The 20,855-nt window shown below is 48.1% G+C and carries 30 protein-coding genes and 1 other RNA gene; 26 read left to right on the forward strand and 5 right to left on the reverse strand.

Translation table 11 applies throughout. From position 1 onward, the window contains the following. Nucleotides 1-100: 100 nt before the first annotated feature. The 4 genes from ACFQ2O_RS01510 to ssrA all read left to right on the forward strand — a co-directional run bounded on the left by ACFQ2O_RS01510 (nucleotide 101) and on the right by ssrA (nucleotide 6,118). Nucleotides 101-2,455, forward strand: a complete 2,355-nt coding sequence (locus tag ACFQ2O_RS01510; RefSeq protein WP_377522354.1) for an ABC transporter permease — start codon at nucleotides 101-103, stop codon at nucleotides 2,453-2,455. A gap of 42 nt (nucleotides 2,456-2,497) precedes the next feature. Continuing rightward, entirely contained in the window at nucleotides 2,498-3,907 is a 1,410-nt protein-coding gene (locus ACFQ2O_RS01515; RefSeq protein ID WP_377522355.1) for a DUF4932 domain-containing protein, read from the forward strand. A 146-nt stretch (nucleotides 3,908-4,053) separates the two neighbouring features. Next, nucleotides 4,054-5,502: a S41 family peptidase gene (locus ACFQ2O_RS01520; protein ID WP_377522356.1), complete on the forward strand. Its 1,449-nt coding sequence runs from the start codon at nucleotides 4,054-4,056 to the stop codon at nucleotides 5,500-5,502. 245 nt (nucleotides 5,503-5,747) lie between these two features. After that, nucleotides 5,748-6,118: a transfer-messenger RNA gene (gene ssrA, locus ACFQ2O_RS01525) on the forward strand. Nucleotides 6,119-6,198: 80 nt separating this feature from the next. Here the strand turns inward: ssrA and ACFQ2O_RS01530 are convergent. Both ACFQ2O_RS01530 and ACFQ2O_RS01535 read right to left on the reverse strand, forming a co-directional pair. Further along, on the reverse strand, nucleotides 6,199-7,386 hold the full coding sequence (locus tag ACFQ2O_RS01530) for a tyrosine-type recombinase/integrase (protein ID WP_377522358.1): 1,188 nt from the start codon (nucleotides 7,384-7,386) through the stop codon (nucleotides 6,199-6,201). A 122-nt stretch (nucleotides 7,387-7,508) separates the two neighbouring features. Further along, nucleotides 7,509-7,832, reverse strand: coding sequence for a hypothetical protein (locus tag ACFQ2O_RS01535; RefSeq protein ID WP_377522360.1), 324 nt, complete (start codon nucleotides 7,830-7,832; stop codon nucleotides 7,509-7,511). Nucleotides 7,833-7,892: 60 nt separating this feature from the next. Between ACFQ2O_RS01535 and ACFQ2O_RS01540 the strand changes: the two genes are divergently transcribed. Then, a complete protein-coding gene (locus ACFQ2O_RS01540; protein ID WP_377522362.1) occupies nucleotides 7,893-8,126 on the forward strand; it encodes a hypothetical protein in 234 nt (77 codons plus the stop codon). On the opposite strand, the gene ACFQ2O_RS01545 is transcribed toward ACFQ2O_RS01540, so the two are convergent. The 3 genes from ACFQ2O_RS01545 to ACFQ2O_RS01555 all read right to left on the reverse strand — a co-directional run bounded on the left by ACFQ2O_RS01545 (nucleotide 8,109) and on the right by ACFQ2O_RS01555 (nucleotide 9,836). Further along, nucleotides 8,109-8,300: a hypothetical protein gene (locus tag ACFQ2O_RS01545; RefSeq protein ID WP_377522364.1), complete on the reverse strand. Its 192-nt coding sequence runs from the start codon at nucleotides 8,298-8,300 to the stop codon at nucleotides 8,109-8,111. The two genes, ACFQ2O_RS01540 and ACFQ2O_RS01545, sit on opposite strands and share 18 nt — an antisense overlap. A 344-nt stretch (nucleotides 8,301-8,644) precedes the next feature. After that, nucleotides 8,645-9,223 (reverse strand): hypothetical protein, encoded by a 579-nt coding sequence (locus ACFQ2O_RS01550; RefSeq protein WP_377522365.1) that lies wholly within the window; start codon nucleotides 9,221-9,223, stop codon nucleotides 8,645-8,647. A gap of 31 nt (nucleotides 9,224-9,254) precedes the next feature. Beyond that, complete coding sequence (locus ACFQ2O_RS01555; RefSeq protein ID WP_377522366.1) at nucleotides 9,255-9,836, reverse strand: S24 family peptidase; 582 nt, start codon at nucleotides 9,834-9,836, stop codon at nucleotides 9,255-9,257. Between the two features lie 303 nt (nucleotides 9,837-10,139). On the opposite strand from ACFQ2O_RS01555, the gene ACFQ2O_RS01560 reads away from it, so the two are divergent. The 21 genes from ACFQ2O_RS01560 to ACFQ2O_RS01660 all read left to right on the forward strand — a co-directional run bounded on the left by ACFQ2O_RS01560 (nucleotide 10,140) and on the right by ACFQ2O_RS01660 (nucleotide 20,833). Further along, nucleotides 10,140-10,379 (forward strand): hypothetical protein, encoded by a 240-nt coding sequence (locus ACFQ2O_RS01560; protein ID WP_377522367.1) that lies wholly within the window; start codon nucleotides 10,140-10,142, stop codon nucleotides 10,377-10,379. Then, a complete protein-coding gene (locus tag ACFQ2O_RS01565; RefSeq protein WP_377522368.1) occupies nucleotides 10,376-10,738 on the forward strand; it encodes a hypothetical protein in 363 nt (120 codons plus the stop codon). The genes ACFQ2O_RS01560 and ACFQ2O_RS01565 overlap by 4 nt, the downstream gene beginning before the upstream one ends. A 53-nt stretch (nucleotides 10,739-10,791) precedes the next feature. Continuing rightward, entirely contained in the window at nucleotides 10,792-11,097 is a 306-nt protein-coding gene (locus ACFQ2O_RS01570; protein ID WP_377522371.1) for a hypothetical protein, read from the forward strand. An 81-nt stretch (nucleotides 11,098-11,178) separates the two neighbouring features. Then, nucleotides 11,179-11,370 (forward strand): hypothetical protein, encoded by a 192-nt coding sequence (locus tag ACFQ2O_RS01575; RefSeq protein ID WP_377522372.1) that lies wholly within the window; start codon nucleotides 11,179-11,181, stop codon nucleotides 11,368-11,370. Then, nucleotides 11,370-12,242, forward strand: a complete 873-nt coding sequence (locus tag ACFQ2O_RS01580) for a PD-(D/E)XK nuclease-like domain-containing protein (RefSeq protein WP_377522373.1) — start codon at nucleotides 11,370-11,372, stop codon at nucleotides 12,240-12,242. The genes ACFQ2O_RS01575 and ACFQ2O_RS01580 overlap by 1 nt, the downstream gene beginning before the upstream one ends. Before the next feature lie 2 nt (nucleotides 12,243-12,244). Then, nucleotides 12,245-13,201 carry a recombinase RecT gene (locus tag ACFQ2O_RS01585; RefSeq protein WP_377522375.1) on the forward strand — a complete coding sequence of 319 codons (957 nt, stop codon included), beginning with the start codon at nucleotides 12,245-12,247 and terminating at the stop codon, nucleotides 13,199-13,201. After that, complete coding sequence (locus tag ACFQ2O_RS01590; protein WP_377522376.1) at nucleotides 13,198-13,530, forward strand: hypothetical protein; 333 nt, start codon at nucleotides 13,198-13,200, stop codon at nucleotides 13,528-13,530. Before ACFQ2O_RS01585 ends, ACFQ2O_RS01590 begins: the two co-directional genes overlap by 4 nt. 77 nt (nucleotides 13,531-13,607) lie before the next feature. After that, nucleotides 13,608-13,958, forward strand: a complete 351-nt coding sequence (locus ACFQ2O_RS01595; protein ID WP_377522377.1) for a hypothetical protein — start codon at nucleotides 13,608-13,610, stop codon at nucleotides 13,956-13,958. A 102-nt stretch (nucleotides 13,959-14,060) separates the two neighbouring features. Then, nucleotides 14,061-14,507: a hypothetical protein gene (locus tag ACFQ2O_RS01600; protein WP_377522379.1), complete on the forward strand. Its 447-nt coding sequence runs from the start codon at nucleotides 14,061-14,063 to the stop codon at nucleotides 14,505-14,507. 21 nt (nucleotides 14,508-14,528) lie between these two features. Continuing rightward, on the forward strand, nucleotides 14,529-15,269 hold the full coding sequence (locus ACFQ2O_RS01605; RefSeq protein ID WP_377522380.1) for a hypothetical protein: 741 nt from the start codon (nucleotides 14,529-14,531) through the stop codon (nucleotides 15,267-15,269). 53 nt (nucleotides 15,270-15,322) lie between these two features. After that, nucleotides 15,323-15,598, forward strand: a complete 276-nt coding sequence (locus ACFQ2O_RS01610) for a hypothetical protein (RefSeq protein ID WP_377522383.1) — start codon at nucleotides 15,323-15,325, stop codon at nucleotides 15,596-15,598. Between the two features lie 7 nt (nucleotides 15,599-15,605). Next, complete coding sequence (locus ACFQ2O_RS01615; protein WP_377522386.1) at nucleotides 15,606-15,731, forward strand: hypothetical protein; 126 nt, start codon at nucleotides 15,606-15,608, stop codon at nucleotides 15,729-15,731. 7 nt (nucleotides 15,732-15,738) lie between these two features. After that, complete coding sequence (locus ACFQ2O_RS01620) at nucleotides 15,739-16,122, forward strand: hypothetical protein (protein ID WP_377522387.1); 384 nt, start codon at nucleotides 15,739-15,741, stop codon at nucleotides 16,120-16,122. Nucleotides 16,123-16,130: 8 nt separating this feature from the next. Then, nucleotides 16,131-16,385, forward strand: a complete 255-nt coding sequence (locus ACFQ2O_RS01625; protein ID WP_377522388.1) for a hypothetical protein — start codon at nucleotides 16,131-16,133, stop codon at nucleotides 16,383-16,385. An 89-nt stretch (nucleotides 16,386-16,474) separates the two neighbouring features. Further along, on the forward strand, nucleotides 16,475-17,140 hold the full coding sequence (locus ACFQ2O_RS01630) for a hypothetical protein (protein ID WP_377522390.1): 666 nt from the start codon (nucleotides 16,475-16,477) through the stop codon (nucleotides 17,138-17,140). Between the two features lie 4 nt (nucleotides 17,141-17,144). Further along, on the forward strand, nucleotides 17,145-18,224 hold the full coding sequence (locus ACFQ2O_RS01635; protein ID WP_377522391.1) for a hypothetical protein: 1,080 nt from the start codon (nucleotides 17,145-17,147) through the stop codon (nucleotides 18,222-18,224). Then, a complete protein-coding gene (locus ACFQ2O_RS01640) occupies nucleotides 18,221-19,102 on the forward strand; it encodes a hypothetical protein (protein WP_377522393.1) in 882 nt (293 codons plus the stop codon). The genes ACFQ2O_RS01635 and ACFQ2O_RS01640 overlap by 4 nt, the downstream gene beginning before the upstream one ends. Before the next feature lie 2 nt (nucleotides 19,103-19,104). Next, nucleotides 19,105-19,536 carry a hypothetical protein gene (locus ACFQ2O_RS01645; protein ID WP_377522394.1) on the forward strand — a complete coding sequence of 144 codons (432 nt, stop codon included), beginning with the start codon at nucleotides 19,105-19,107 and terminating at the stop codon, nucleotides 19,534-19,536. Continuing rightward, on the forward strand, nucleotides 19,533-19,877 hold the full coding sequence (locus tag ACFQ2O_RS01650; RefSeq protein WP_377522395.1) for a hypothetical protein: 345 nt from the start codon (nucleotides 19,533-19,535) through the stop codon (nucleotides 19,875-19,877). Before ACFQ2O_RS01645 ends, ACFQ2O_RS01650 begins: the two co-directional genes overlap by 4 nt. Nucleotides 19,878-19,902: 25 nt before the next feature. Continuing rightward, nucleotides 19,903-20,607, forward strand: coding sequence for a DNA methyltransferase (locus ACFQ2O_RS01655; protein WP_377522398.1), 705 nt, complete (start codon nucleotides 19,903-19,905; stop codon nucleotides 20,605-20,607). Nucleotides 20,608-20,635: 28 nt separating this feature from the next. Beyond that, complete coding sequence (locus ACFQ2O_RS01660; protein WP_377522401.1) at nucleotides 20,636-20,833, forward strand: hypothetical protein; 198 nt, start codon at nucleotides 20,636-20,638, stop codon at nucleotides 20,831-20,833. The last annotated feature ends 22 nt before the right edge of the window (nucleotides 20,834-20,855 follow it).

Below are 20,855 nucleotides of genomic sequence, written 5' to 3' on the forward strand. Positions count from 1 at the left end.
GTTTGGCATTTTAATTTCTTGTACCTCCTCAACAAGTATAAAATATTTTTGAGCAAGACAGAAAAACAAATCTATACCACGACTACACAACCTTGAAACTATGTTAAAGAACTACCTCAAAATGGCCTACCGTAACCTGATGCGGCACAAAGTATTCTCACTGATAAATGTGCTTGGCCTGGCACTCGGCATGACGTGCAGCATTTTGATTTTGCTGTGGGTGCAGGATGAAGTGAGCTATGATAGATTTCATGAAAATATAGATCAAATTTATCAGGTAATGGAGACGCAAAGTTACCCAGGGGCAGATAAGTTTGAGACAGAAGCCACCCCCGGTAAACTTGCTGCGGCGATGGAACGGGAGTTACCAGAAGTAGAGAAGGCTGTGCGGTATGGATTGCCACGGCCCATGCTACTATCACACGGAGAGAAGGGGTTAAAAGGTAAAGCTACCTACGCAGATCCAGCCTTTCTTGAAGTGTTTTCTTTTAAACTTTTAGAAGGAGATAAGACACAGGTCCTGAAACAGCCAAACAGTGTGGTGCTTTCGGATAGTATGGCTTATAAGCTGTTGGGCAGCACAGATGTAGTGGGACAACTCATTAAGTTGAATAACTCTGAAAGCTATAAGATAACAGGTGTCATGGCCAGCGTTCCTGAGAACTCCACGATGCAATTCGATATTGTGCTCCCATTCATTAATTATGAGCGGCAACCGGGAAGCGAATGGATGGAGCACTGGGGGAATAATGGTGTAATGACGTACCTGCTGCTGAAGCCGGGGACGGATGCAGAAGCTTTAAGCGAAAAGATTAGTCCTTTTGTCAAACAGCGGTACGAGGAGTCGAATGTAGACTTGTTTCTGCATCCATATGCTGATTACCATCTCCACAATTTCCGCAAATTAGACGCTAACCCGGGCCAGATACTGTATGTGCGCCTGTTCATGGTAGTTGCACTTTTCCTGCTGCTTATAGCATGTATTAACTTCATGAATCTAGCCACGGCCCGTTCTGCAAAACGTGCGAAGGAAGTTGGAGTACGCAAAGCAGTTGGAGCAGACAAGAAAGCGCTGGTGTCGCAGTTCATGGTGGAATCTGTGCTAGTTGCTCTTATAGCGATGTTCTTAGCTATGAACTTTGCGGGCATACTGCTTCCTCACTTCAACGAATTAACAGGTAAAGCCATAGCGTTGAATCTACTGTCTCCTGTTGTGCTGTTAGGCTTGCTGGGAGTAGCGCTCTTTACAGGAATAGTGGCAGGAAGCTACCCTGCATTTTTTCTTTCTTCTTTTGAGCCTGTGCTTGTACTTAAAGGTACGGTAAGGCTAAATAGAGGTGTGGCGACTTTTCGTAAAGGGTTGGTTATCTTTCAGTTTGTACTGTCGGCTTTGCTGATTGTGTGTACGCTGGTGGTATACCTGCAAATGCGTTATATTCAGAACCGGAATATTGGAATTAACCGTGATAATTTGGTAATGCTGCCATTAGAGGGTAAGCTGCTGGAGAGGTATAGCATGGTTAAAGCAGAAATTCTGGAAATACCAGGTGTAGTAGGTGTGTCTGCCTCCAGCCAGAACCCTATCTCTACAGATTCAAATACAGGTGACGTAGATTGGAAGGGAAAGGAAGCCGATAAAAGTATACTCGTTGATGTAATGGATACTGATTACGACTTCATATCGCTAATGGGAATAAGCTTAAAGGAGGGACGTGATTTTTCTAAAGATTTTGGGACAGATACAGCAGCCTTTATTGTCAATGAAGAAGCAGTTCGGCAAATGAACATGAAAAACCCGGTAGGGCAATGGCTACACCTGTGGGAGGAGGGGCATATTGTTGGTGTTGTAAAAGACTTTCATACTACCTCCATGCATTTTAAGACCAAGCCTCTGGCAATGCGCTTACGTCCCGCCGAAACAAGCACTATGATTGTGCGTGTAGCCGCAGGCAAAACACAGGATGTAATGAAAAACCTGGAGCGCATAACCCGCAAACACAATCCAATTTATTCATTCAGTTATCGGTTTTTAGATGATATGTACAACCGTATGTACCGTAGCGAAGCCGTTATGACAAAACTAACCAGTGCATTTGCCGGTATTGCCATTTTTATTTCCTGCCTCGGCCTGTTTGGCTTGGCACTCTTTACAGCGGAGCAGCGCACCAAAGAGATAGGCGTGCGCAAAGTACTGGGAGCCTCTGTAGCAAGTATCGTGTTTATGCTAAGCAAAGACTTTCTGAAGCTGGTGCTGCTGGCTAATATAATAGCGTTGCCGCTGAGCTGGTACCTGATGAGCAACTGGTTGCAAGGTTACGCTTATCGCACAGAAGTTAGCTGGTGGATTTTTGCTGTGGCGCTGCTTGCAACGGTTGTGATAGCCATGTTCACGCTTAGTTTCCACGCCATTAAAACCGCTATCGCTAACCCAGTCAATTCACTCCGATCCGAATAAAGCAAAAGAAAATCTACTACTACAAAATAAAACTATAAACACATGATTCCTCAACTTAAAGCCTTGCCAATTGCCGCTATTATGCTGGTGGGTGGCGCAGCAATGGTACAGGCACAGCAGTTGCCAACCATCAAGTCTAACGTAGAGAGCATTAGCTATGTGCTCAACGTTACCGACAGGCACACTGGTTGGAAAATCTCACCGAACCTGAAACCAGACAGGCTGGAGGTGGAGTGCAAGCAGAAGAAGACCAAAGTCTCTTTTGTGACGGATGTTGACTCTATTGAATTTAACATCAAAGTAGGGGATACAGTGCAGTTTTATGTGCAGCAGGCAGGCCAGGAAAAAGCGCTGACAGAGATCGTCGGCATACCCAGAAATGTGAACTTCTCGAAGAAGTATATCCGTGAGAATGAAGGGAAGTTTGCTGTAGAGGTGCCGGAGGTGCATGAACTGGCCAACATACTGGTCGCTATTTCTACGGTAGGGCAGCAAGATTCTAACATGGTGGACATGACCACGCCCTACTACAAAGAGGTGATGGCACATTTCGCACCGTATAAAAACCACCCTGTAATGGAAGTGGTGAACAAGCACATCACCAAGCCCTTTGATAACAACAGCTACTGGTACTACTACGCCATGAAGATGAACGCCTGCGCGTACTCGTTCGACAAAAAGGGCAAGATCAAAAACGATGGTGTTATCCGAAAGATGGGGTTTGGCAACCAGGCTGATCCTATTGTAGTCAACCTCGCCTTGATCGAGGACTTTGCCAGGAAATCTAATTTTAGAGGGTTTTATCAGCAGCACCAGCCATACTATAAAGAACTTATGCAGACCTATCGCACACAAAACCCAATAGACCAGATGCAGGCCTGGCTGGAGAGCAAGTTTAAATTTAAGTATGGGAACTACCGGGTTACGTTCTCCCCGTTGATAGGTGGCGCGCACTCTACGAATCGCTTCGAAGACAACGGTTTTAGCCAGACGGTTATGTTTGTGCGCAGAGCAGATCTTGAGCCTACGTATAACGAGAAGGTAAACGAGATGCGCAACTCGCGGGTGGTGTTTACAGAGATCGACCACAACTTTGTAAACCCGGTTTCGGAAAAGTATTTAGCACAGATAGACGAGGTGTTTGCCGATAGGGCAAAGTGGGTGAACGAAGTACAGGGCACCAGCGCCTACAGCTCCCCTTACAGCGTGTTCAATGAGTACATGACCTGGGCTGTTTTCTCGCTCTACTGCCTGGATAAATTCTCTGTTGAGGACAATGCTACCTACATGCCTACCATGGAGCGCCAGATGGAAAAAAGCAGAGGATTTAAGCGGTTCGGGGACTTTAACCAGCAGCTCATCTCTCTTTACAAGGCAAACCCAAACATCAGCATGGATGAGCTGTACACCCAGATGCTGGACTGGAGCAGAAACCTGCAGGCAAAGCTATAGCTGATCAAAAGCAGATGCTCTTAACGTATCAAAGACTTAGGAGCATCTGCACCATCATACTTTACCAGGCAGCAAAAGAGCACATTTACTGCATCCCTGCTGCTCTTCAACAAATCGCAAATCTTGCAACCAATCAACAACCTGAAATGAAACTTATCCGAATTCCTTTCATTCTTCTGCTTCTCCTGTCCGCTAACTTCGCCTATGCCCAAACCTGCGACTGTGAGTCTAACTTTGAGTGGGTGAAAAAGACGTTTGAAGAGAATGATGCCGGGTTTCGTTATGCCCTGGAGCAGAAAGGAACACAAGCCTACGAAGACCATAACAAGCGGACGTTAGCCAAAGTAAAGGCTGCCAAATCCCTCTCCGACTGTACACCTGTTTTATACGAGTGGCTGAAGTTTTTTAGGTCAGGCCATATCTCCATCCGATTGAAAGAAAACAGCAGTAGCAACACTACTGCCTCACAAGCCAACTTTGATAACTGGGAAACCTTGAAGGTAGATGTGCCCAAGTTTGTAAAGTACCTGGAGAAAAAGAAGCAGCACGACTACGAAGGAATATGGGTATCAGAACCGTACAAAATTGGAATTAAAAAAGTGAAGGACGACTATGTTGGTTTTATCATAGAGTCAGGTGCCGATACATGGAAGAAAGACCAGGTAAAACTGAAAATCTCTACCAAAGATGGCAAAACAAAATCGACCTTCTACATGCGAGACCACAGTGCGGTGGAGTCAGACAAAGTTGAAATGCTTGGTAAAAATGTGTTGCAACTCGGAAACTCAACGCTGAAAAGGGTGCTTCCGAAACTGGAGGATGAGAAAGAAATAGCAGACTATTTAAAACTGGTAGCAGCAAAAAAGCCTTACCTGGAAAGCCTGAACAGCCAAACGCTGTACATCAGAATTCCTTCTTTCAGGATGGAAAATAAGAAAGCCATAGACAGCCTGCTGCTGGCAAGTAAGGACAAGATACTGCAAACCGAAAACCTTATTCTCGACATCAGAAGCGGAACCGGTGGCAGTGATGCCAGCTTTGCCGAAATCCTCCCATTTATTTATACTAACCCAATCAGAACAGTTGGCGTTGAGTTTCTATCCACGAAGCTAAATAACCAGCGCATGCTCGACTTTGCCAATGACCCTAAGTATGGCTTAAGCGAAGATACTATGAAGTGGGCAAAAGCGTCTTATGGAAAGCTGGCGGAACATCCTGGTGAGTTTGTTAATCTGAACGAGAACGTAGTTAGTGTAGAGAAGCTGGATACGGTGTATGAATACCCTAAAAATGTAGGGATCATCATTAACAACGGCAACGGCAGCACAGATGAACAGTTTTTGCTAGCCGCTAAACAAAGCCGTAAGGTAAAGCTCTTTGGCACCACTACTATCGGTGTGCTGGATATCTCAAACATGTATTTTATTGCGTCGTCTTGCAAGGAGTTTGAACTGGGCTACAGCCTTTCCAGAAGCAGGCGCATACCTGATTTTACAATTGACGGAAAAGGCATACAGCCGGATTATTATTTAGATAATTCGATCCCGAAGTATAAATGGGTGGAATTTGTAAGCAATGTGTTAAATGAAAAGTAGGAGTGTTGTTAGGCCGCTCTTATGAGCAGACGGTGAGGGATGTAGAGGAAAGCGGTAGTAAGTGAGGCAACCAAACGAAGGGAGAGAAGCTTTAGACTTCCAGTGAATTTATGATACACATGAAACCCACAGCGGCTGAAATCTGTTAAACTGATACCATACAGAAGGAAGTATGCTATAAAATTTGTATCTTTGTGGCATACTTCTTGAAGTATAAAAACAAGAACAACGCTCTTTTACTTATTGGGGATGACCGGAATTGACAGCTTGCGCAGATTGCGTGTAAGCATGCCGGGTGATGAACGTACCACCTGTTAAAAATTCGTTCGAACAATAACTGGCGAATCTAATTACGCCATGGCTGCTTAATCTAGGTATTAAGCAATTGCCATAGTCTCGTGCAGGTTTCGTGAAACTGCTTGCACATCAGAGGCTTCGACTCGTTTGACTAGCTTATGTAAGGGTGTGGTGCATAAGCGAAATAAAGCATCTAAGGAGTGCGCATAGGCTTGACCTAGGCCCGCAAACTCCCGACAATCCAACTAGTGTCTAAGCATGTAGAAAGCCCGATAATTTCCTTGTCTGGACCAGGGTTCGAATCCCTGCATCTCCACAACTACTCCTTAAAAGGGGCTTTTACATAGCGTAAAAGCCCCTTTTTATTTTTTCTGTGTAAACGCTACGTAAACACATGCGCTAAAACCCCTCAAAAGTCGTGTCAAGCAAAGCATCCTGCTCGGATCCTGACAGGTCGCGCAGGTAGTTCTCCGTCATGCGCACAGAGGTGTGCCCCAATGCTTGGCTCACTGCCTTGATGTCGCGGGAATTTGCCCAGGCCAGCGAGGCAAAGGAGTGGCGGGCGATGTGCGTGGTGATCTTCTTCTCGATCTCGGCCTTGGTCGCCACTTCGCGCAGCATACGGTTGATAAGCGCTGTCATGCTTTCGATGCGGTTCTGGTGCTTCTCCGGATTAAGGTCCTCTTTCAGGAACGGCAGTATGTAGCCTTTGTCCTTTCGCATCGGTTCGATGAGTGCCAGTGCTGCAGGCACCAGCTTCACAGACAAGAGGGTGCCGGTCTTCTGTGAGCGGTATTCCAGGCGGTCATCGTGCAGCATCTCCCAGCGCAGCTGCAGCAGGTCCCCAATGCGCATACCGGCCAGGAAGAACTGCAGCAGAAAAGCCACACGGGCGTGGTGGATGCGCTGGTCGGTTGGCAGCTCCAGATCCATGATGCGCTGTAGCTCGTCTTTTGTGAGCTTGGCTTTCTGCGGCTTCTCACCTTTCAGCTTGTAGTTCAGAAACGGGTTATCGGCATAGGGTATCAGGCCCTCGGCCACAGCCCGACGCACGATCGTCTTCACGAAGGACAGGTGCTTGGAGGCTGTGTTGCGCTTGTTGGTCTTGAGCACATGCTGCTCATACTGCTTCACCCATTCAACTGTGAGGCTGGCAAAGGGGAGCACTGGCGCATAATCCTTCAGGCGTGTATAGATGTAGTCGTATTTGGCATAGGTGCGTGGGTTGGCATCGGCCTTGATGCGCTCTAGCTCGCGTGCGTAGAATCCGATAAAGTCCAGGTCTTCCGTTTGCTCGCCCTCCAGCTTTGCCTTCAACTCCTTGGCTGAGGCCTGCGGATGCTCCAGCCCGAGCGCCTGCGCCTCCAGCAGCTTGTTCGCCAGCACCGTGTTGAAGGTGTTCTTCAGGGGGTGCTTCTTCACCCAATCGCGGTTATCGAGCGTGCCTTTTGGGTTCCAGTGGTTTTTATCTATGTATACGTCAGTGCCGACATAGGCTATCTTCCTGTGCTGCGTGATGCGCAGGTACACCAGGTAAAGGTCGTCGGTCTGGCGCTTATCGCGCAGCAGCAGGCGGTAGGTAGGCATCGTTCAGTAATTTTTGCAGGATTTATAGTGATAGTTTTTGGTGATGTAACCTTGCATCTTTTTAGTGCGCTTTTTCGGTTGCCGCCTAGATTGTGCGTTTTTATGGCGATGTAACCTTACAATTATTCTGTTAGCAGCTTATGTGCCTCCTCCAACTCCTGCCGGGCCAGCTCTATCTTAGCAAGCGCCTCATGTGGTACCACCGGCTTCTCGCGCTGTCCGTCCAGAATGTAGCCATAGGTCACGCCGTAGGTGCGGTAGCCCTGCACGAAGTTGGTCAGCGCCAGCAGCGTTACCTCGGAGCGGCCCCTGCGGATATCCGAGATGTTGTAAGGCTGCAGACTACAGCCTTCGGCTATCTTAGAGTAGCTCTTGGCCACGCCTTCCTTGATCAGGCGCTCCACCTCCTCCAGAAAGCGCTCCCGTACCTGCTCTTTTTCGTACATGCTAATGACAATAGTTTGTGATGCTAATTTTATTATCTTTGATCTGTAAATAAGACAGATATGCGTAGAATCAGATTGTTCTTTAGAAACCTCCGCCTCCTGGCCTCCACTGATTTGTCTGCTCAGCAATTCACCTCCAACAGCGAGGTGGGTTATTGGCTTGATAAAGAGAAAACCCTTGTCCGTGAGATAGAAGAAATACAGCATGCCAGGAAGGCCAGGGCTTATATGCCTGAACTGGAAGCCAGAAGAGAGAAGCTGCTAAACAAGTTCTTGTTAGAAGGAGGAGAGTAGGTTGTATACGCGCTGTGCCTCCTCAAATTCCAGTTCCAGCTTATCTCCGCTGTCAAAAGCAATGGTTAGTTTGGGCTCGTCTTCGTCAGAGTTAAACTTTGCATAGGCCACTGAATCAAGGTTGATACAGATAGGCTCGTTGAATTTTGACTTTGTTTGGATGAATTTTGCCATAAGATTTATATAGTTTGTTTTTGAATAATGTAAAGCCCCTGCTCCAACAGGGGCTTTTGTTGTTATTGGTAAGGCTGGTAACCGCCTTCTACCACTGGAATTTCAGAGGCTTGAAGAGCTTTAGAGATGGCTAATAAGGCTCTTTCATAATCTTGGTAGTTGGCGTACATAAATCGTTGATTGGTGTAGCCATTTATGGAGAAACGTGTTTGAATGACAATGGAATAGGCATTTTCTTTCTGAATGGTGGTGATACAGGAGATGTCCTGTATGTTGATAAAGAATGGAAGCCCTTTTTTGTTGTTACTTACCGCAGTCGCACACAGCTGTAGTGTAGACCACCGTTACTTGCGTTTGATGTAGGTCTTATTGCCGTTTTTATTAATGTAATATTTCCCTCCACGTGGACCAGTATGAATCGTGCGTGAAGGCGTGGTTGAATAGCCAGAGGTGTTAGAAGGAGAGCTTATTTCTGGTTTAGCAATAGCAGACTTATAAGTACGAGTCTGCTGTGTGTTGTTTATGTATATATCGCTAACATAACCCATATGAGCGCCATGTGAGGCTAACCAATATCCTTCATTGTACTCAATAAGTGTAAGAGAGTCTCCTTGGGCAAATTCTCCTACTACGGTAGAAATAGGATCTTTTTCTTTTCTAAGTTTTCCATTGATATAAGCTGTAACAGGTATTGCTACTTTGCCATCTACGTTTTTAAAGCTAGCCAGCAGTTGCCTGTTTTCAACCCCCCTTATTTGGGACTTTAACACTGTTAAGGAATCTGACTTTGACTTAATCTCCTGCTCAAGTCTTGTCTCAGCGACCTTCGCCTTAGCTAAGTCGAAGGCCTGATCAGTCGTTTGGCACAGGGCAGGAGAAATGGTAAAAAGTAAAGCGACTAAATACGCGTAAATCTGTTTCATATAAGAGTTTGTTTTATAGTTGGATAGAAAATTATTCTACTGTTGACTTGACTACTTCAATGACACGCCACATGCTTCTGATCTGGTCGGCTGGCACCACGAACTTTCCGCCGTTAGGATTGTCTGAGTGTAGGGTAAGGGTGCCATTTATCAGCATATCATTATCCTTGATGCGTTTCGTTACGAACTGGTTGGCGAAGGCTATAGCGTACACCTTTCCTGCCTGATAAACCCAATCTCCCTTTGGCACTTCCACAGCCAGCACCTTTGAGCCATGCTTGAGCTGCGGCTCCATGCTATCACCATTGATTTCCAATATGACCGCACGTTTGCCTTCAATCTCCTGAGGCGGGTAGTGTACCCGAAACACACCTAGGCTGCCGTAGCTCTTCTCATCTCCGGCCATTTCTATAAAGGTGGCTCTGGCAGGAATTGGAACGAAAGGCAAATCCACAAACTGCACCAAGCTGCCGTCGCTGGAAATGCTCGTGTTAGTCTCCAGCTCAGTAAAGTTTTTTGGCTGCTCCTTTACGACCTGTAAAGGAGCATTATCAAACATTGGCTCCTTACCTGTGTGCAGATAGGTGAGAGAAACACTAAATGATGTAATCAATTTGTTAATAGCTTGATTGCTTATTTTTCTAGTCCCGCTTCTGAATCCCCCGAAGTATTGATTAGGGAAACCTAATATTTCAGCCAGTTCCTTTTGGGAACTAATCTTTCCGCGTTTTTTTAACTCTTCATAAACTACTAAAAAGCGTTGAGTAGCAGGGTCTTGCATTTTATATAAACAAATTGTTTTTGTATTTGTAAACATTGTAAACAAAATATTTGCTTTGATATAAACAAATTGTTTACATTTGCTGTATACAATAAATATCAAAAGCAATATAACAATAAATAAGCAATGGCAAATATGGCAACAACAAAACCAACCCGCCTGCCGCACGGCTGGAACGCTGAGTTGCAGAAGCGCACAGGATACTCGCAGCCCCTTGTCACCAGCGTCATCCACAACGGTGAGGTGGACCACGAAGTGTGGAAGGCTTATGAGCAGCTGCTGGCGGAGAAACTGCAGGCAAAGAAATCATCCGAAAGTCAAAAGCAGCAGCGCCTGGCTAAGGCAGAGCAGATGAGAAGGGAGCTGGCAGCATGAAACAACCGATGGTTATCAACTTCCATAATTTAGACACGGCAGCCGATGTTAGCTGGGACCGCATCCACGTGATCCTGCTAACCTTTCCCGAGCTTGGCAACGAGGACGACTACGTTCGCGTGTCGCGCCTGCAACGGCAGCCCACCAACCCGCTGCACCTGATGCAAGCGTGGATGTATGACTGCATTGTGCTGACCAATAAGCGTCACCAGATCATAGACCTGCTAGTGCCGAAAACAGAGGTGTACTTCCTGTATGACGTGCCAGCGCCAATGTGTGAGACAGGCAGAGAAGAAGATCTGATATACCCCATGGCATTCAGGAGAGGGCAAGCGGACATAGTGAAAGCGTTTGGTTGAGGCACATATACGGCCACTATATAGATAGGTTAAAATATTATTGATAAAGTACCATGCAGCAAGTAGTCATAATACCAGAGCAGGAGTGGACGAGTTTCAAGCAGCAGCAGCAACAGCTAGTGCAGGAGTTGCAGTTGCTACGGTTCTGCCAGCAGCAGTGTGGCTGGGTGTCGCACATGGAGGCGCAGCGCATACTGGAGGTTGCCTCTGTCAGGACGCTGCATTCGATGGCGGAGCGAAAAGAGATAGAGGTGCGCCAGATAAGCCCGAAGAAGTTTGAGGTGAGCCTGCTCTCTATTGCGTGCTACCTGCAGAAGAAAGGCTTTACAAGCGAGCACATCAAAATGCGTGTCGCATAAGATACCAGCAAGCATAAAAAAAAGGGCGGTTACAGCCGCCCAATTCTTAAATAAATCAATTCACTAAGACAAAGTACGCAAATGGAAAGATTAAACCCAAGTCCGATTGCCAGATTCTACGACGCAAGGGGAATCCTGGTTTGGGAGTGTAAAAAGGATGCCAAGTATGAGCTGGCCAACGGCTCGAAGGCCATCAATAAAGGAGCCGCCAGCGGTGTGCTGCTCGTGGCAGGCCAGCAAATCGATTCTCTAACCTATAACACTTCTAAATAATGGAAACTCAGATTGAACTACAAGGCGCAGGTTGCCTGGTGCAGAAAGACAGCAACGCACACTACCACGCGCAGAAGCACTTCATCGGCTCGTCAGGGCTGAAGCTTATCAATAAAAAGTCAGTGTACCACTTCTTCAATCAGCCGGAGCAGAAAACCACGCCGACGCTTGTTTTCGGATCTGCCTACCACACCCTGGTGCTAGAGCCGGAACAGTTTGAGCAGGAGTACTACTGCCTGAACGATGCGGAGAAAGTGGCCGAGATCGGGGGAGTCAACCCAAGAGCCACCAAGCTATACAAGGAGTGGAAGGCGGAGCAGGAGGCGATGAACAGCGGCAAAACATGCCTTTCTACAGACGATTATCAGAAGCTGATGGATATGCGTGATGCGCTGCTGTCCAACAGCAACATCCGCCAGCTCTTCAGCAAAGGCACGGCAGAGGTGTCGCACTACGTGGACTTTGGGCGTGTGCACGTGAAGGTGCGCCCGGATTACCTGAAGCCGCACGCGATCATAGACCTTAAGACGTGCGAAGACGCAAGCCCCGAGGGGTTCAGCCGAGCCGCTGCCAATTACGGCTACCACCTACAGGCGGCGCTATACTGCGATGTGCTGGAGTATATAAGCGAAAAGGAGCGCCTGTTTGTGTTTGTGGCGCAGGAAAAGGAATACCCCTACGCGGCAGCCATCTATAAACCCACAGAAGGCTTTATGGCGCAAGGCAGGTATGAGTATCAGCTGGCACTGGATAAGTACACAGATGCCATGCAGACAGGCCAGCATAAAGGGTACGAAATGTTCGCACCGGCAGAGGCCAACGGTGTGATTGAATTAGAACTTCCAGCTTACGCATACAAGGAGAAACAATAGCCATGAGCAACTTAGCAAAACAACCCCGCGACATCGTGGCCTCTGCCAAAGCAAGATTTGAGGCTGTTGAAAACAATAAACTGGACTTCCAGCGCGAGGCAGGCTTCGCCTTGCAGATACTTCAGAAGAACCCCTTCCTGGCTAAGACCAACCCGGAGAGCATCAAAAACGCGATCATCAACTGCGCCTTGACCGGGCTGACGCTCAACCCAGTCTTGAAGATGGCCTACCTGGTGCCGCGCAAAGGCGAGTGTGTACTGGATCCATCTTATATGGGCTTAATTAAAGTGCTTACAGACGCTGGCAGCGTGAAGAACATCTATGCCGAGGTGGTGTATGAGGCGGATCAGTTCTATATCGAGCAGGGTACAAGCCCGAAGCTGGAGCACAAGCCGGAAATCATGGGAGACAGAGGCAACAAAATAGGAACGTACGCGGTGGCCTTCCTCCACAACGGGGGCTATCAGTTTGAGTTCATGCGCGCCGATCAGGTGTCTGCAATTAAGTCTCGGTCGGAGATGGGCAAAGATGGGAAAGGCAGCTGGAAAACAGACGAGGACGAGATGTGGAAAAAAACCGTGGTGAAGCGCCTTTATAAGTACCTGCCAAAAACGGAGGTGAGCGAAAGCGTTGCCAAGGCGCTGCAGCTGGATTACCAGAACAATGGCATAGACTTCGAGGCAGAGCGTGCAGCTAAGGCAAAATCCAATGCAGAGATGCTGTTCGATGAGCACGAGGATGTGACGGAGCAGGCAGCGAGCAAACTGGCTCCAGGTGTTCAGGCTGAGCCGGAGCTGGTGGAAGAGATAAAGAGCTTGCTTACAGCTGACGTCTTCAGCGAAAGCGACATGGGAGCCTATGAGCGAAGAATCTCTACCCTTACCAAGCTGCAGGCGCGTGAGCTGCTCGATGAGGTAAAGCAGGAAATAGCCAAACGCGGAAAGGGGGTGGCAGCATGAGCCTGTACTACCAGCCTGAAGTGCGCCATAGCCTGACACAGGATGAGGAGGACCACCTGGAAGCCTTTGCCCGGCTGCTCACCGGCCACATGCGCGAAGTGATGCTGCGCCGCATGAACCCATTCACCTCGCTTGATGAACTGTACCTGATCGCAAAGAAAGAGGAGATGGACGTGCACCTGGCGCGACTAGATACCAGCAAGCCCTTCGCAGTACTGAGAGAGCAGATCGACCATGTGGCAAAGCTGGGGCTGGGAGTGATCGACCTCTCGCAGGGCGTATTCGACTACTCCACGCAGGCCATCATCAAACAGGAGGTGTACGCATGAAGAGAATGATGCACCAACTGCTGCTGGCCCTCGCCACGGCAGGGAAAAAGGCAAACCCTTAAAATCCAATACCTACCATGAGTAAGACAAAACAAGCGCCTGAAAAGCAGGCGAACGGCCACTCCCTTGCCTTTTCGGAGCGGATCAAAGCAAAAAAAGAACCTATCGCCCTCTGCCTGATTGTAAGCGGTGTGATTTCGGTCATCTGCTGCATGCTGGTTCTGCTGTCCTGCGGGGCGGTGGATCAGGGCTACAGGTGGGGCGGTCCGCTGCTCCGCTTCCTGGGTGCCGGCTGCCCTCCGGGTGACATGGCGGCGCTATACGTGCTATTCGGATTGTTCGGCATCGTCTACGGTACGCAGCTGCTGGTGGACCTGGAGCTGGATCAGATCCGGCAGAGCATTGATAAGGAGGTTGAGCCATGGTAACAGGTAAAGTACCGCGCGGCAGCTGCTACTGCAAACTAAGCCAGCTAGTGATACACCTGGCAAATGTAAAACCGATTCATAAACCAATAAACAATTCAAGCCATGCTACAAAAGCAACTTTATGAAGGCGACCCGGCAGATCTGATCAGAGAGAACCTGCGCGCCAACTCTTACAAGATCCTGGCAGAGGAGAAATACATGAAGCCGCTCACGCCGGACGAAGTGGACGCACACCGGGCTAACGTCACGGAGAGCTACATCAAGATTCAGTCAATCACAGAGCAGATAAAGGAATACACTGATCTGAAAAAGGCAGAGCGCAAACCCTACGAAGAAGAGCTGAAGCAGTCAGCCTATGCGGTGAAGACAGGTCAGGTGGAAGTGCGGGGCGACCTGTACATGATCGATGACCAGGAGAATCGCATGATGGGCATGTATGATGCGACCGGCAGACTGGTCAACTCAAGGCCGCTGCTTCCGGAAGAGCGCCAGACCAACTTCATGAGCGTCACCCGCATGAACAGGGCTGCCAACGACACTGACTATTAATCACCAATTATTTAATCAGAAATGAAAAATCAAGAAGTAAACATCAACGTGTCAGGAGACACAAAAGAACTGGTAATCAGACACGGAGACGCAGAGGTATTGCGATACCCAAAAACAGTAGATATCGCAGGCGCCATCACGGCACCGAGAGAGTACCTGCAGGGGAAGAAGGACAGCTACTTGGAGTTTGGCAATTTGGTCTACATCTCCTCCGACTCCTCTCTGTATGTGGATCGCGAGAATAAGGAGCTCGTGCTTTTGCTCAACGAAAGATCAGAGTTTCGTGATAGGGTAATAGGACAGCTAACTGTGAGCGAGGAGCTGGAATTGCTGCAGGTAAACTCTGACAAGCGCTGGAGTGTGCAGGACCTGAAAAGAATGCTTAAGCAGGTACGCTTCATGTTTGCAGACCGCGATGAGAGCCTGGCTATCATCGCTGCACTGGAGAAGTTCAACGCCACTGTGACTACCAGCCTGACACAGCACTCCAGCAATAGAGGCGACAGCCATAACGCCATTGAGCGCACGGTGTCGGGCATTGAGTGGCGCAACTTCTTCACCCTGAACATTCCAATCTTCAAAGGTGGCGAGAAGAAGAAGTTTATGGTGGAGATCGCGGTGGATGCCACTGATGCCAACGTGCGCTTCTTCCTGGACTCTCCTGATCTGTATGACTTGCAGGCGCAGGTGCTGGATCAGGTGTTCGATGAGGAGGTGAAGTACTTCCGGGAGTGGGGCTGCTCTGTGGTAACTATCAGCTAAATCAAAACGGGGCCGCTCCTGCAGCGGCCCCTCACTTAACACGATTCAAAATTATGCAAACGCAAGAAGTAACTACCCCAGGCCGTCGCGGCTACCCTAATAGAATTAAGCCTGCCAAGAGCGAGTTGGCAGCAACTATAGATCATATCGAGTGCCGCTACTCAGAGCAGGATATCAGGAAGATGTACGGCTGTTTTCTGGCTGGCAAAGGCAGGAGCGCCAACTACTCGGACATGCCCACCAAGTGCAGAAACAAAGCCAATTCGGAAGACTTGGATAAGATCGTATCCAGCCTCGCAGGGGTGTGGTCAGTTTTTAAGAACAAGTAAAGTTAAAATGGATAAGAAAAGAGCAATAGAGCGCATCCGCTTCTTTGATGCGATGCCAACGCTAAAGCATGAATGGAAAGCAGAGCTTGAAGCGATACTTAAGCAGTATCCAGACCTCAAATATTTAAAGTAATGGATTTATGGTACTAGGTTTTAAAAGCCAGTTTCAGGACAAGATCCTGGCTGGCACTAAAATTCACACAGTTAGGCAAGATCCTAACAACCGCTGGAGGCGAGGTAATAAAATCAACTTTGCCACAGGAGTTCGCACCAAGAACTACAAAGAATTTAAAGTAGGAACGTGCATTTCAACACAGGAAGTTTTCATGACTTACTCTCATGTGCTCGAAATGTCAGTTGGCAGCAACTATCTTTTTGGATATCCTGAACGCCTAGAGTTTGCACAGAGGGATGGGTTTGACACATTAGAAGATTTTGAAGCTTGGTTTTATCCATTAATCAAAGCAGCTCCGGATGGCCTTTATAAGGCAAAACTTATTCACTGGACTGATTACAGATACTAATGCCAACCATGACCAGTGACCAGCACGCGCACTTCGTGGGCCTGAGCCAGGAGTGGTGCCAGCTTCGGGAGGAGTTCCACCGGGCTGGTACCTCCAAGGCCAGAAAGCAGGAGATCAGAAAGCGCAAGCGGGAGGTGGAGGCTGAGCAGGATCTAATGCTGCAGCAGGAAAAGGAGGAGAGCGATGAAGTACGAATGGAGCAACACACTGGAGGAGTTCCTGCTAAGGCTACAGCCGGCGCAGCAGACCTGCCACGGGCTTAACGGTGCAGAGGCCATACTCCTGCAGATGCATTTAAGAAGCGGCCCTGAGCAGGGCGCAGACAGTGAAGAAAGGAAAGCAGCTTAACACTATGAGATTTTTAGAAAAAGACTTAGAGGATATTATTTACAACCACAAGGAGGTGTGTAGCGAGAAGGGTTTATTGGAATGCTACCCAAGTGAGTATTCCCACCTTTTCCGCCAGGTAAATCTGGGTAAATACGGGGTGGCGGATCTCATTTCAGTGGATGTTATACAAAACAGGCCAACCAGAACCATAAAGGGGCGGCACTGCCATTATCACCGCACACTATCAATATACATCATAGAGTGCAAGCTTAATGAGGTGAACGTGGCTGCTTATCTACAGGCTAAACGTTACAAAACAGCCATACAGGAGTTGCTCCAACGCTACAATCTGAAGAATACTAAAGTAGATATTAAGGTAGTGTTAGTAGGCGGTAGCTTAGATGAAGGCTCTGATTTTGTTTTCCAGCTCAATGATGACCACAAGTGCACAGTCTACACCTATGCTTATGGCCCCAACGGAATTGAATTCACTGATCAGGATAAAGGCTGGCGCTACACCGCTGGCATGTCTTCACGGTGCCAGTCAGACGCCCCATACTATATTAGATCCGTCTTGAAGAAATCTATAATTGAATGGGAGAAGCAGCGAAAAGAAGAAGAGGAAAGCTTCCGAGAGTTCTGCAAGATGCGAGATATGGAAGAATTACAAGACAAGAAAAAGGATTAACCCTATGGCTACCACTAAGAAAGACCGCTACATCAAGGTAACTGAGCAGATAACCAAGCTGCCGGTTGCCCCTGGCCTACAGATGATGTACGCTGAGATACTTCATCTTAGTGAAGGCAAGGGGTACTGCTACGCCAACAATAAGCACTTCGAGAACCTATTCAAAAAGTCCGACTCATGCATCAGCAAATGGGTGAAGACGCTAGAGAAAAAGGAGCTTGTGTACCGACTGGTGATACGCTCCAGCATGGGCACAGAGCGCAGGCTTTACCTTAATAAACTAAAGTACCTGGAGGCTCAGAAGGAGCACACCGAACAAACCCTAACAGGCAGGCAAAATACACAACCGGGGTTGGCAGAAAGTGCAACGGGGGGGAGTACAAACATACAACCCGGGGTTGCACAAAATAACAACCCGGGTTGTCCAAACTTACTACCCGGGGTTGCCCAAACTTACAACCATAATATACCAGAGAATATTACAGGTAATAATACAGTAGAGATTATTTCTTCTTCTGAGGAAGAAGAACGTTTAGACGATCCCCAAATAAAAAATCGGTGGGAGGGGACAGGCCAAAAAGAAGAAGCAGTCACTTACGTCTCTGGGCAACCAAATGAAGAAAAAGAAAAAGGTTGCGCGCAAAAAGAAAAAGAAGCCGAGCAGATCAGTGCCCGTGCAAGAGAGGAAATGTATCAGGATGCCTGGTGGGAGTTCTACAAAGCCCAAAACAAAGGTGAAGAGCCCCCGCACAGCTGGCGCAACCATTACACGATCGGAGGCCCCCTACAAAAAATACAGCAGGATTTAGCTGCTGTATTTGATGGGAATGAGGAAAGGGCCTATCAGGAGTTTGTGTCCATCCTTTCGGGCTGGCAGCACCCTAAGAACTACCATCGTGGGAGGCTAAAGCCTCAGCAGATACACAAACACCTGGTTGAAATTCGAATGATTTTACGGGAGCAGCCCCAAAAGGTTAAAGAAAATATGGAGCAAGTACCAAAGTCAGAATTCGAGAAACGGGCAGACCTGGCACAGCGAGTAATGGCAGGCATTGAGTACGACGAAAACGGAAACAGAAAATGAGCACAGAACTGAAAATCATAAAGCATCCTAACTCTGCAAGCCTAGTGCGTTACGAGCAGGCAGGGGTAACCTACGAACCTACGGACTTCACTACGCCGTCAGACTTGGCAATACTTCAGGCTGTGAACGGCAGAAAGGTGTCAGAGTGCAAAGACGCTGAGCTGGATGCGGTCCTGATCAAGAGCATAAACACCGCTGTGCTGCTGCTGGGGCAAAAGAACCAGTGGAAGGATGAGCTAGATCAGCGGCCCCTCGTCAATGAGCTGTACCGCATGATTCGGCAGAAATACAGCTACTACACGCTGGAGGAGGTTGAGTTGATCTTCCGCCTCGGCAGCAGGGGTGAGCTGAAGGTAAAGCAGACGGATGTAGTCTTTCTGAACATCGAGCAGGTGAGTAGCTGGTTCCGTGTCTACAAGAATGATTGCAAGGCTAAGGCCATCAGCAACTGCAGGCGCATTGAGGAGTCAAAACCCAAAACTAACTACGACCCAAAGAACATGCTTCGTGAGGCGCTGGGCTTAATGGCAAACAAACAGGATCTACCACCTACCATGCTGACCTTGCTCCAGGCCTGCTATTACGACAAGTTCGAGAAGGCCGGGCTCATACAGCTGTCCCTGGAAGAGAAGAAGCAGATTCACCTGGAGGAGCGGGAGAAGGAGTTGGAGCGAACAAAGGCAGACGCTTCCAACAGAGGACCGGAAAAGAGATTTGCCTATAGGCTTTTCAAAGAAGCAGTTCAGAAGCTGGCCCCATTGTCCAATGACAACCCATTCGAGCGCAGGGTAAGGGGCAACTGTCGGGAGAGGGTATTTAAGCAGACTCTGCAAGAACTGGCTTGGACAGATACGGATGTTGAAACTTTGGAGCTGTAGCCATGGCACAAAGTAAAACAGAAGTCTGGACACCTGAAGAAGCCAGGCTGTACTTCTCCGGAGGCGGCAAGGCCAAAGCCAAGGTGAAGCGAAAGAAGACCGCTATTGAAAAGCAACTGGAGGAGGAGCTGCAACTGCACCGCATCCGGGAGCTGGAGAAGGCAACAGGTCAGCAGGTCGTGGCAGAGCACCGCTTCCACCCTGAGCGTGAGTGGCGTTTCGACTTCTACCTGCCAGCATGCAGAGTGGCTATCGAGGTGGAGGGAGGTGTGTGGACGCAGGGCCGGCACACTAGGGGGAATGGCTACACTGCTGACATGGAAAAATATAACGAGGCGCAGGCCATGGGCATCAAGGTGCTGCGCTTCACGCCGGATCAGCTGCTCAAGCCAAAGGCGTTGCGAGTTATCAATCAAGCACTGGATCAACAATGATAAATATCTACATCAACGGGCTAGGGTATCGAAACCCAGTCACCGAGGCGGATCAAATTATCTGGTTTTGGAATCAGCTGGCTAAAACCACTTACAGGAAGGTGCCGACGAGGTTCTGGAATAGCATAAAAGAGCAATACAAAAGGCGTCTGCTTGATCTGGAGGCTTACGAGGTACTGGCGTTCATCAACGACAAAACCACCTCAGCACAAGAGAAAAGAAGAATTGCAGCACGAGAAAAGGCTAAGGCCAAAGCTCAGATTGAAATGCGAAATTTTGATCGGGACTGGAAGGAGCAACGCTTTAAGCTGCACCTAATCAATTCGATCAACTACAACTAACTATAAAATGTATCACGAAAACCTAATGATTAATCAAGCACAAATTATACTCAGAAACGAGGATCGACTGCAGGTCATGCGCTCATACCCTGATAAGTACTTTGATCTGGCTATTCCTGATTTTGAGTACGGCATTGGAGAGGATGGAGAGAGCAACCACTCCAGAGGCGGTTTAGCGGAGGCAACAAAGTTTACTCCCAAAGCCTGGGATAGAGAGCCTCCGCCACAGGAGGTTTTTGATGAGCTATTCAGGATTAGCAAGCATCAAATCATTTGGGGAGGCAATTACTTTATTGACAAAATCAAAAAGCCATCAGCAGGCTGGATAATATGGGATAAAGTCAATGGGAACACTCATCAATCTGACTGCGAACTGGCCTGGACATCCTTTGATATGGGAGCCCGCATCTTTCGATTTATGTGGGCTGGCATGAGGCAGGGTAAAAACATTGATCAAGGCTACATCATGCAGGGGAATAAGAAGATGAATGAGAAAAGGCGACACCCATGCCAGAAGCCACGCGCACTTTACAGATGGCTCTACCAAAAATTTGCGGAGAAGCACTTTCGAGTTTTTGACCCTGGTTTCGGCAGCGGCAATTCTGCAATTGAAGCCTACTGCTTTGGAGTCGCAGAGTATGTCGGATGCGAGATTGATGAGGAATACTATTCTGATGCAGTGGCAGAACTTGAAGCCGCTAGAGAACCACTACCAGTTTTTAAACATTAATTAACCTAAAGAATTTATGACTAAGCACATGAAACACACATTGTTGAAAGTAACTCCCTTTATTGAGGTTGAGAAGCTGTCTTTCACTAAAACAGTGGCGGCTGAGCCTACTACAGAGAAGGTAACAGTTATGTATGGCGAGATGCTGCTTGGTGAACTGACAGAGCAGCAGGTTCAGCAGCTCAAAGCTATTCTGGTGCCGCCTGTGGATAAAAGCAGCTTATAAACATAGTTGCTAACAATTTTAG

Source organism: Pontibacter rugosus (genome assembly GCF_042678745.1).
Classification (GTDB): Bacteria; Bacteroidota; Bacteroidia; order Cytophagales; family Hymenobacteraceae; genus Pontibacter; species Pontibacter rugosus.